General features: G+C 68.2%; 5 protein-coding genes. All 5 read right to left on the bottom strand.

Translation table 11 applies throughout. From position 1 onward, the window contains the following. Window positions 1-96: 96 nt before the first annotated feature. Entirely contained in the window at window positions 97-1047 is a 951-nt protein-coding gene (locus IF46_RS0123855; RefSeq protein ID WP_030490604.1) for a DUF559 domain-containing protein, read from the bottom strand. Between the two features lie 174 nt (window positions 1048-1221). Then, entirely contained in the window at window positions 1222-3354 is a 2133-nt protein-coding gene (locus IF46_RS0123850; protein ID WP_030490603.1) for a DEAD/DEAH box helicase, read from the bottom strand. Between the two features lie 14 nt (window positions 3355-3368). Then, complete coding sequence (gene brxD, locus IF46_RS0123845) at window positions 3369-4682, bottom strand: BREX system ATP-binding protein BrxD (protein WP_030490602.1); 1314 nt, start codon at window positions 4680-4682, stop codon at window positions 3369-3371. Continuing rightward, window positions 4679-7426 carry a BREX-2 system phosphatase PglZ gene (pglZ, locus tag IF46_RS0123840; RefSeq protein WP_030490601.1) on the bottom strand — a complete coding sequence of 916 codons (2748 nt, stop codon included), beginning with the start codon at window positions 7424-7426 and terminating at the stop codon, window positions 4679-4681. Before pglZ ends, brxD begins: the two co-directional genes overlap by 4 nt. Beyond that, the gene (gene pglY, locus IF46_RS0123835; RefSeq protein WP_030490600.1) at window positions 7423-11136 is read right to left on the bottom strand and encodes a BREX-2 system ATPase PglY; all 3714 of its coding nucleotides are present in this window, start codon (window positions 11134-11136) and stop codon (window positions 7423-7425) included. The genes pglZ and pglY overlap by 4 nt, the downstream gene beginning before the upstream one ends. Window positions 11137-11405 lie beyond the last annotated feature (269 nt).

Below are 11405 nucleotides of genomic sequence, written 5' to 3'. Positions count from 1 at the left end.
CACCCCCACCGCCCCCGCCCCTCCCCACCTCAACTCATGATCAAGTGATGAAAAGTAGGTCTGAGCGATCCCTTGGACCTACTTTTCATCACTTGATCATCGTGGTCGGGAACGGCTGGCGAGGATGGCCAGCGTCTCCTGGCGGACCTGGGCCGGGTCGGCGGTGAGGCGGCGGTGACTGAAGCGGACGACCAGGATTCCGACGGTGGCCAGCAGTGCGTCACGGCGGAGGTCGATCTCGCGTTCGGCCGGGTCGGCGTGGCTGGTCGCGCCGTCCAACTCAATGTTGACCCGTTCCACCTCGGCGAACATGTCGAGATAGATCGTCCGAGCGCCGAACCGCACCCGCGCCTGCCGGGTGAACGTCGGCATACCCGGGCCAGTGAAGACATGGTCGTGGCCCCAGACCTCCAACGGGCTGCGGCAACCAGCGCCGAGCCGGTCCAGTAAATCGCTTAATGCTCCGCGGTCGGGCATCCGGGGCACCTCGATAAGAGCGGCGACCAGGCGCTGCGGCGTGGTCAGCCGATCATTGACCGCACGGATGAGCAGGCTCGATCGGTCGACCGGCGGCAACAGCGGCCAACAGTCCACCAGGGTCCGGTCGAGGCGGGTGACCGGTAACCCTCCCCGTATCACCACCTGCGGCGGCGCGACCGCGAAGCCGGAACGATGGACTACGACGAGATACGGCCGATGACGCAGACCTGACCCCTGCGGCAGGTCGAGATACACCGGCTCCCCCGGTTGCTGGCGGCGCAGGCCCCACACGTCGAGCGCAGTCAGGCGACTCAGCGCACCACGCCCGTCGGCGTATGCCAGCGCAGCGCGTCGGGCGACGTCCCGCTCGACGCGGGCCAGCATCGGCAGATCGGCCTTTGCGTGACGGATCAGGGCAGCGTCGCCGTACACCCCGGGCAGCAGCCGTACCAGCCGATCGGCCCGCCAAGCGGTCTGGATCGTCCAGGCCGGTGCCACCCGCAGCATGTCCCGCCGGGTGACCAGTCCGTCGCCGAGCACGAGCAGCGCATGTAACCTCGGGTCCACCGCCCCCACCCTGCCCCTGCGTGCCGTCGAGCACTGCCCACGGGTGGCTGCTGTGGACAATGGATGCACCTGTGGACGGCAGCCCAATGCCATTGCGGTTGTGGTAGCAGACGCCCTCGTCGAGCCCGGCGATGCCATCCGGGACGGAAAACCCCGTCACGGCCGAGTACGCAGTCAGGACCGATCAGGCTGGGAAAGGTAGGTCATCTGCACAGGTTCGGCGAGAACTGCCTGGGCTGCCGGAATGTCCGCCAGTCGGGAGGCCAGAGTGGCGACGGCGAGCCGCTCCGGTAGAGCGGCACTGAACTTGAGACCGGCAAGCGCCTTGTCGGACACGTCGGGCAGGCAGATTCGATCGGCCGCGTCTGCCATGGCCTGCTGCACCACGGCGCGGTCCACATCTGGCCGCAGCCGAACGGAGGCGTCGTCGTACCGCTGAGCCGGATCGGCAAATTCGCTCAGGGTAGCGATCAGAGTGGCATTGGCCCGAAAGCCAGCCCAGGTCCACAAACGCACCTCATCGTCGTCGCCCCTGACCAGCACCGGACCAGCGGGATGGACCACAGAGGTCGCATCGTCCCGTAGAGCAGCCAGTCTGCTCCTCGCTCGGCCGGTGAGAGTGACCGGTGGGTCGACACCAAGCAGCACATCACGCATTGCCCGGACCATCCGGTACGACAATCCCTGCGGCGATCCGCCGGTCATCCAGAGCGCCTTTCCACCGCCCTCGGCTGGCTCGACGAAGCAGCGTTGGCGCTTCCAGTCGATATAGGTGACGCGCCAGCTTCGGCCAGCGAGTAGCAGCAGCCGGGGACCGAGCACCTTGGCCGTCAACAGTGCGGGATCGGTCCGGCCGATCTCGCTGCGGCCAGCCAGCACGGTGAACTGCGGTGGAGCGGTGAACACCGCTAGCATGTCCATGAAGTGCCGACGCCCGAAGCGCAGTTCAGCTTCTGGCCCGATGAAGAGCATCCCGGAGTCGACATCGAGGAAACCACACTTGACGAGGTGACGAACGATCACGTCGGCACTCTTGTCGAAGGGCGTCAGGCCGTTCCACTGCTGCGGCCAGAGACTGTCACCGATCCGGTGTTGTTGAAGCGCGAGCGCCAGCATCTGCTGGGCCACTATGTGCCGCGGTTCAGGCGGTGGTGCGACTGCTTCGACCCAACCTTGTGCCCACAGATTCAGCAACCCAGCGGCATGCAGCAGTCCTTCTCCATCCAAGGCGAGGAAAAGGCAGTTGCGGCTGCTGCCGGGGCGCCGACCCGTCCGGCCGATCCGCTGCAGGAATGCCGCGACGCTGCGTGGGGCGTTGATCTGGATGACACGGTCAAGGTCACCCACGTCGATGCCGAGCTCCAGGGTGCTGGTGGCGACGATGACGCAGTTCCGTTCCTGCGCGAAGGCCTCCTCGGCTCGCCGCCGCTCGTCGACGGAGAGCGACGCGTGGGAGAGGAATGTCGTCACGTTGAGCGCACGCAGTCGTTGGCCAAGGTCCTCGACCAGCGCCCGGGAATCGCAGAAGACCAGGCGCTTCTGCCCGTGATGAAGGGCGGCGATGACCTTGGCCGCGTTGTGCACGGAGCCGACGTAGTCCAGCTCGATCTCACCTGCTGGATGCGGCACCGGCGTCGCCGAATGACGATCGGGCACCACCGCTCGCGCGGGCCGCTGGCCGCGACCCGAGCCCTGCAACCAGGCCAACAACTCGTCCGGGTTGCCAACCGTTGCCGAAAGTCCGATTCGCTGCACCGGTCGTCCTGCCACCCGGCTGAGGCGTTCCAACACGGCCAGCAGGTGCCAACCACGATCATCGCCTGCGAATGCGTGCACCTCGTCGACCACAACGGCCTGAAGTTGGCCGAAGAACGCGTTGTGATCGACAGCGCTGCTGACCAGCATTGACTCCAGGGACTCCGGAGTGGTCAGCAGAATGTCGGGCCTCTCGCGGAGGATCGCGCGGCGCCGACCCATCGGCACATCGCCGTGCCAGAGCGCCGCCCGACGCCCGAGCCATGCCGTGTAGCTCTCCAGCCGGGGCAGGAGGTTGTTGAGCAGCGCCTTCAGCGGGCAGACGTAGAGGACGGAGGTGCCCGACCAGTTCTCCTGCGCCATTCGGGAGAGCAGCGGGAAAACCGCCGCCTCGGTCTTACCGCCGGCGGTGGGCGCCAGCAGAAGTGCGTCCTCGCCGGCCAGCAGTGGTTGCACGGCAGCTTGTTGCATCGGCCTTAGTGCCGGCCACTGCAACGAGTTGACAATGTGATGCAGTACGACTGGGTGCAGCAGTTCGGCATCGCTCGTCATGACCTCGACGTCCTTCAGAGCTCGAGCAAGATCTCGTCGGCGCTCATGGCGTTTCGCTCCACCTCTGTCATTTCAGCCGTGGACAGGGTGAGTGCGTAGTGTTGCCGAGGGTCGAACTCGGGGAACTGGTCCACCCGGTCGAGCACCTCCCCCACAAGTTTCTTGAGAAACAGCCGCGGTGCCACCCCGACCTTGCCGCCGAGACCACCGGCGACTGCTCGTGACAGCTCACCGAGGTACCGATCGTCGACCAGCGTGGCCACCCGCTCCGGCGAGGCAGATCCGTCGGCGTAGAGGTTTCGCACCCGACCGCCGAGTTCCACGAGGGAGTCGACGGTGAAGCCCGGCAGCCGGATCTGCACTGCACGGGGATTGTCGAAACGTGGATCAGTGCTGAAATCCACGGCGAGGCGCTGCGCCAATGGCGCGAGCCGTTGGACGCCCTGCGGGCCTTCGTAAAAAGCCGGCGTGCCGGTAATGACCAGATAGAGACCAGGAAACCGTCCGGAGTGCACCTCGTCGATGAGTTGCCGAAGGGCGTTGAGCGCCTTGTCCCGGGCATCCGACCTGACCCGTTGTAGCGTTTCCACCTCGTCGAGCACCAGCAGCAGACCGGGATGCCCACTGTCGCGGAGCACGGCCAGCAGCCCTTGCAGGAAGCTGAGCGCCGCGAAGTGGTCGAGATCGCCCCGTACACCGGCTGCCCGACGGGCGGCAGCCGCGACGTGCGGCTGCCCACCGAGCCAGGCGAGCACGGCGTCTGCCGTTGCCGCGTCTCCCCGCGCGGCAGCAGCCCGGTAGCCGCGCAGCGCGGCAGCGAAAGCGGGAGCGCTCCGGCTCACCAGGGCCAGCCGTTGGTCGAGCAGAGTGTCGACCGCGCCGTCGAGAGCGTCGGCGTCATCCGCGGCGATCTGCCCTGCGGCCAAGACATCCTCCTCCAGCGCATAGAACCAGCCGTCGACGATCGGACGGAGTGCGCTGGGCGGGAACGTTGAAGTGGTGAGGCGCTCGCTGAGCCGGCGGTAGACGGTTTCCAGCTTGTGTAAGGGCGTTTCGTTTTCGGAGATCTGCACCTCGGCGACGGCGAGGTTCGCCTGTTTGGCCCGCTCGGCGATCCACCGGGCGAAGAACGTCTTACCGGAGCCGTACTCGCCGCGAACCGCCTTGAAGACGGAACTGCCGGAGGCGACGCTGTCCATCTCATCGCCGATGGCCCCGGCGAAGCGATCCAACCCCACCGCGAAGAGGTCCAGCCCGGCCGATGGCACGGCGCCGCGCCGCAGCGCGTCGATCACCTCGCGGCGCCGCGCCGGGCTGACCGTCGTCACTCTGCCCCTCCTCGCAGGCGGAACTGCTCCTGAAGTAGTTGGAGGTCCAGCCGGATGGTCCGACCGTTATCGGTGAGCGACAACACCGGATAGTTGTCCACGTTGAAGATCCGTTGCAGGGTGGTGGCGAAGCCGACCGCCCGAACCGGTGTCTCGCCGGACCGCTGCGCCAGGACCGCAACGGGCAGTACGCCCTTGGCGTCGACAAGTGCTCGTAGCGCCGCCTGGATCTTCTTCAGCTCGACCCGCCGCGGCGTCAGGCTGTGCTGCGCCTCGAACAGTTCGGTGGATAGCAGCGCCGCAACCAGGTCACCGTCGCCGACGGGCGATGCTGCCTGCGGTTCGGCCGCCACGTCCGGTACGTCGAAGAGCGCGTCCGCAGCGACGGCAGGTGCCTTACGGCGTGGCTTCGGCGCAGTCGACGGCCGCGCCGGAGCGCTCGGCCCCGATGCGGCAGCCCCCGTCTGCCACCACTCCGGTGTGCGCTCCTCGACGGGCGCCCAGCCCGACGGTGGCTCGGTTACGTTGGGCAGCAGGTAGGCCAGCAGCGGGATGGTCACCTCGGCCAGCGACGCACCGCCGTGGTAGCCCGCCCGGCTCGGACGGTGGCGCAGCAGCGGATCCCAGAGCGCGATGATGCGATTGTCATCCGAGATAACCCTCGGACCGGTCAGTTCCACCTCACCAGGGCCGGCCGGGCCAGCCCCGATCCGGTGCCGGGCGGATGCCGCGTCCGGTGTCTTGAGGTGCTGACCCCCACGCTCAAGAATGTGCCCGTGGTCACTGGTGATGATGACGGCCCGGCCGGTGCGACGAGCCTGGTCGAGCAGGCTGCGCAGGAAGCCGAGATCGTTGAGTTGCCATCCGGCTTCATCGCCCTCCCGACCGTGGGCCAACGCGTCATCGACCGTATTGATCACTACGGCCACCACGGGAGCAGAACTCGCGACGGCATCGGTCAACTCGGCGGCGATGACCTCGCCCGCTCCGCCGCGCGCCGGACCCTTGTGGAAGATTCGGGAGTCCCGGCCCCATCGCCCCTCGGCGAAAAGCCTCCGCTCCAGGTCCTGATTTCCGGCACGTAGTGCGCCGGCAAAGAGCGACGTGCGGGAAACCGCCGTGAGGGTGGGCAGCGCGGCAACGATTCCCCGACGCCGGGCCGCCCCCGATCCTGCCAGCGGGTCGTACTCAACCCAGTGCGGGGCCAACTCGTCCGCGAGCTGCACCGCGACTGCGGCGCTCATTCCGTCGAGCACAGCGAGTAGCACTGGGCGGCCGGCACGGATCAGCGGATCGACCACGCGCGGCAGGAGATTCTCGACGGTGAGCAGGTCGCCGTCGCTTCCCGGCCCAGCGGTGGCCCACGCCGCGAGCCGGCCGGCGAACGCCCCGTCGAGTTCACGCCGCCGCTGCTGCGCCAGCTCATGAATCTCCCGGTACACCCGCTGCAGCTGCGGATGGGTCTCCTCGCCGGCCCAGACATGGTTGAGCGCCTGATCCACCCACCCCCACTCGGCGATATGGCGATCCACGCCGTCCGCGACGCTCTGCGGAGGCACCACCGTCGTGCCGAGCCAGCGCACCAACCGCTGGGCCATCTGGGCTCGACGTACCCGTTCTGCCTCGGCCTCGGCCTCGGCGAGTCGATGCCCGGCGAGGTGTTCGACCGCCAGATCGAGTTCCGGGTTCGCGGGGTTCCGCAGCCCGGCGAGCAGCGCCCCCGCCACGACACCGAGGCGGTTAGCGAAGCCCGTCCGTAGGATCGGACTGTGACCCGCGCTGCTGGCAGCAGAGAACTGGATGAGTAGCTGTTCCGCTCGGTCGAGGATGGCGTGTCCGTCCCGGCGAACCGCCGCGCGCGGCGCGCTCAACAGCGTGGTCACCACTTGCACGGTCGCCGCGGCGAAGCTACGCACGGTGGCATCGTCATTAAGGTTGCCGAAGTACTGGTCGATGCGCCCCTGGGCGCGCACGGAGTCAGCGCTCTCGGTGCTCCAGAGCGCATCGCAGACCAGGCCCAGTGGCAACGCCTCGGTGCCGTGCCCGGCATCGACCAGCGCAAAGAGTGCCTTCGCCGGCCGGCCGAACTGTTCCAGCAGCCAGCGTGCGAGCCCGTTTCGCTCGGCCTCCCGTAGCAGTCCGTAGGCCTCGACGGCACCCGGCTCGGCGCTCCACCGCAACAGCGCCGTCACGTCCAGGTCGTCCGGGCCGATGCCCTGCCGGTCGAGACCGAGCCGGACCGCCGCGAGATGCCGCAGCGCCATGTCGCGGGTCAACACCGACGTGGCCAGCCCCGGCCAGCCGCCCGGCGGCATGGCGTCGAGCAACGCCTCGCCGGCCCAGGCCTCGCGTTCCAGCGCGGTGTCCGGCAGGTGGGCGCCGAACGCGTCGACGACCAGGTCCCAGGGTTCCACGATGATGACGCGCTGACGGAAAACTCGACTACGCACGCCGTGGTGCAGCACCGACTCTGGGACATCGGTCAGCAGGACGAGGACCTCCTCGTCGCGGTCGGCGACAAGGTGCTCCCACACGGCCAGCGGAGAGACGCACGGCACTACTCGGACCGGGCGTCCGTCCGGCAACAGCAGCGTCGGGTCGTGCGGCCAGGTCGGCTCCGCCCGGATCACCATCACCGGGTACGCGTCGCCGTTACGGTGCCGTTCGAGCTGCTGCGCCACCTTCTGCCGCAGAGCCACAGGGCTGATCCGCAGTGCCTGAGCCGGTGCAGGTGCCTGAGTCACGAAACGATTCTCCAGGTCACCTCGATGGTCGCATCCGGGTGGGCGGCTACGTACTGGCGAAGTTCGTTCACCGCATCCTCGGAGAGCCCGGCCGAAACGACCGCCTTACCCCCGACGGGCGGGGGCGGCGGAGGCGGCGGCAGCGGAGGCAGCGGCGGCGACGGCTTCTTGGTGGCGCGCCGGATGAGTGCCACCGCCTCAGATTGCGCGCGCCGGAGAGCCGGGCTCAGCGGCGCGGTCAGCTCGTCGGCCTGGCCGACGCGGCGCAGCTCGGCGAGGATCGCAGTCGCCTCCCCGGCGTATGGCTCGCCGAGGCCGGCAATGATCTCGAAGTTCTCCCACGCCGCGTGGGCCAGCTCGGCGGACACCTGGGCCGCGCTCTTGATGCTCTTTCCGACCCTGTCGGCCGGTCCGGCGAGCTCCGCCCGAGCCAACCGCTCGATGGTCTCCACGGCCGTACGCCCGGTCGCCAGCCGCTCCAGCAGGTCAGCCGCCGCGCGAGCGGTGGCGAGCCGTCCTGACGGCGACGCCTGGTCGATACCCAGCCATTTGTCGTGCTGCTCGAGCCGGGCGGTCAGGCCGTGCGCCGCTTCTCGATACCGCGCGCCTTCGTTGCTGATGTCGCGACCAAACATCGCCACCAGCCGGCCCCGCCGCAAGTTCAGGTTGTGCACACCGAAAATCGCCCCGGCTCGGGCCCGAGACTCTACCCAATCGTCCTCGCTGGGCAGACGCTCCTCACGCAGCGCATGGTCGGTCGTGATCTTGCCTGGTTCAGGAGCGGGTGTGACCGGGCTTCCGTGCAGGTGGAAGGCACGGTCGGTCTGCTCGGCGAAGGTGGCGACAACGAGCTGCGCCACGATCGGGTCGAGACCGCGTGGGCTGGGTTCGTCGATCCAGCCCAAGATGTCGGCGACGCGCAGCTCACCGCTGACGCCCTCGGCGGCCGCCCTGTGGTGGAAATGCTGCGCCCACTGGCCCTCGACGACGAAGGCCGCCTCGTGCATCGTGCCGAGCCCGAGCGGATTGGCGATCCGGCGCATGGTCTGGCGATGCGCTCGCTCGACCTCGACGCGGCCCTCCGGCGACTCGACCGCTCGCCGGACGTGGTCAAGCACTACCTTCACGTCGGGCAGACGCACAGGCTCGCCCTTGCGGTCGGGGTCGAAGTCAGGGTGGGCGGGGAACTGCTGGCTGAGCATCTGATCGCCGAGGCTGCGCAGCGCGTCGGCGAACGTGGCGCCCATCGGCAGTTTCGGCTCCAACGCGCGGGTGAGCGACTGCAGGTGGTCATCGAAGCCGAGCTGCACATCCGAGGGCTGCTTGCCCGCCAGCCCGTACGCCTGGCGCAGTACCGCCTGCATCTTGTTCAGCAGCGCGCTGCGCTGGTTGGTCAGCGCCGCGTGTGCCCGCCGACGGTCGTCGGGGTTGAGGTGCTCGGCGTGGCTGTCGAAGCGCTGCCCCTCCAGCAACTTGTCGATGATGGCGAGCTTGCCCAGCTCGGTGCGGCGCTCAATGGTCAACGCCGCCGGAATCCAGCAGACCGTGCGAGGGCTCATCCGGCCGCTCAGCTCTTGGACCCGCTGCCGGTCATCGGCCGGACCGTGACTACCGTCGTCGAACGGATAGTCGACGATCAAACGCCAGCCGGTCGGGTCGTTCGGGGGGAATGCCTCATCCCTAATGTCGTACGGGTCGCGGACGTTGCCGTACACCAGCTCGATCGTGCGGCGACTCCCCCGCCAGGTCAGCCCGGCCTCGGCGAAGAACGAGTCGCTCCACGGCACGCCGAGCTGTTTCCAGAGCAGCCGCTGCACGAGGTGCTTGCGGGCCCCCTCGTTGTCGTAGTGCTTGGCGGTGGCGAGCACGCTGTCGACGTCGACGCCGACCAACTCCAGCGACACGATCGGGTCGTCGCCCTCGCCGATGCGGATCTCGGCGAACCGGCCGGCCCAGTCGGTCAGCTTTCGGTTGACCTGGGCGACCTCGCCTCCCGGTATTGGGCTGGTGATGCTGCCGTGGTTGAGCGCCGAGAGCCGTCGGGCGGTGAGGTTGCGCAGCGCGGGGACGCTGGGCGCCAGCGCGGCCAATAGCAGCGTCTTGATCAGCCGGTCGTCGCCGGTGAAGGCGCGAACCCGTCCGACCGTCTCAGCCGGCTGGGTGTCACCCCGGCGTGCCGCGTCCAGGTCGTCGTCCGTGAGGTCGTACTGGCTGAGTAGGTAGGGCCGCAGTTTCAGGTCGTAGAGCTTCTGGGCCATCTCGAACTCGGCCTTGAGCTTCTCGGTGAAGGGCTGGTCGCCGCCGGTGCTGATGACGTCGTAGAGGTCCCCGAGAGGCACCAGTTGGCCGAGGCGCAGGGTGTCGCGGCGGTCGACCAATAGCTGACGCATCAGCTTCAGCGCAGTCCGGGAGCGCTGCAACGCGCTGGAGACGTGCACCAAGGTGGAGAGGAATGCCGGGCTGAACGGGTACGTCGACCGGAAGGCGTCAATGTCGGCGCCGCTGCCGGAGTCGGTGCCGAGAAGGGTGTCGAAGACCTCTCGCCGTACCTTGGCGGTGGCGTCGAAGGCCCGGGAGATTGCCTCGCCCGCCCCGGGTCGGTCGTCGCGCGCCTTGAGCAGCCGGCGGCGAGCGATTTCTGGGAGGTTGCGGTCCTCGAGTTTGATCACGTCGAACCGGCCGCTGGCCAGATTGAGGGTGTCCTGGTAGCTCAGCTCATTGGCGCCGGTGACCTCTTCGCCGACCAGCTCGCGCAGGTCGCGCTGCCGGGCGATGAAGCTGACCACCGGAATCGGCCGGCGGGTGTCGCCGCCCTCGACGAAGTTGGTGATCTTCTGGATTTCGCGGGAGACGAACTGCTGGTCGCCGATCGAATTGGCCAACCAGAGGATCAGCTCGTCGAGGAAGAGGATCAACCCGTGGTAGCCAAGCTCCTTCGCGTGCCGACTGATCTCGGTCAGGCCCCGGTCGAGCGAGACGAACGCTTCGGCATCCTCCCGAGCGTTGCTGAAGAAGCCGACGTTCCAGCTGGTCAGCAGGTCGTTGACCAGCTTGCGGCGCAGCTCGTCGGAGTACGCGCCGCCGAACGCCTCATCCAGGCGCTCCGGCGTCCAGAACGTCTCGCTGTCGCCCCACTCGTCTTCGGCATCCCCGCCGGGCAGGCCGTCGATGAACTGCTTGTCGCCAATTTTCTCCCGCAGCGAGGCGGCCTGCTCCAGCAGCGCGTCGGTGCGGTGGACCGCCGGAATGGGCGCCTCGGGGTGCAGCGCCCGGACCCGGTCGACGTAGCCGCCGAGCACCCGCTGCTCCAACGAACGCGCATCGAGCAGGTGGTACGGGATAAGCAGGAACTTGCGCCCGTCCAGCCAGACGCTGTGCTTTGCCACCAGCGGGGCCAGCTCGTCGCGGCCGCGGGCAGCGGATTCGCCGCGCAGTAGCGCGTGCAGCACGGCCATGAAGTGCGACTTACCGGAACCGAAGGAGCCGTGCAGGTAGGCGGCCTTGGAGGCGTGCCCCTCGACGGCGGAGCGGATCAACCCGAGCGCCTCATCGAAGTTAGCGAGCAGCCGCTCCGTAACGACATAGTCGCGCAGAGTGGCATCGGCGTCGGCGATGCTGTCGGCGAGTTTGAGCACGAAGTCGCTCTGGCTCGTGCGCTCCGGGATGTGGATGAACTCCCGAAGCAGCGGCGCGGGGCTGGGCGAAGACATGGTGCATACCGTACCGACCAGCGCCCGCCCGTTCGGTACAGGCGCGTTCGCGACTGGGCAGGATTGGCTTTCTGGCTGACGCACGTCAGCCAAATCCTCCACGCGGCAGTCACCGTGCAGGAATCGGACGGCCGATCATGGGGTGGACAGGCGTACCCATGCACGGTAGGACTTCAGTCGGGCCAATCGCTCAGCGCGTCCCGCTGCCTGTCGGCGTGCCGCGGCCCGAGTGCGGGTCGGAATCGCTGCTCCGCTGAGTCGACGCCCGG

This window comes from Micromonospora chokoriensis (assembly GCF_000718555.1).
Lineage (GTDB): Bacteria > Actinomycetota > Actinomycetes > Mycobacteriales > Micromonosporaceae > Micromonospora > Micromonospora chokoriensis_B.
The sequence above is the reverse complement of the archived record's forward strand: the minus strand, read 5'-3'. Positions and strand labels throughout refer to the sequence as shown.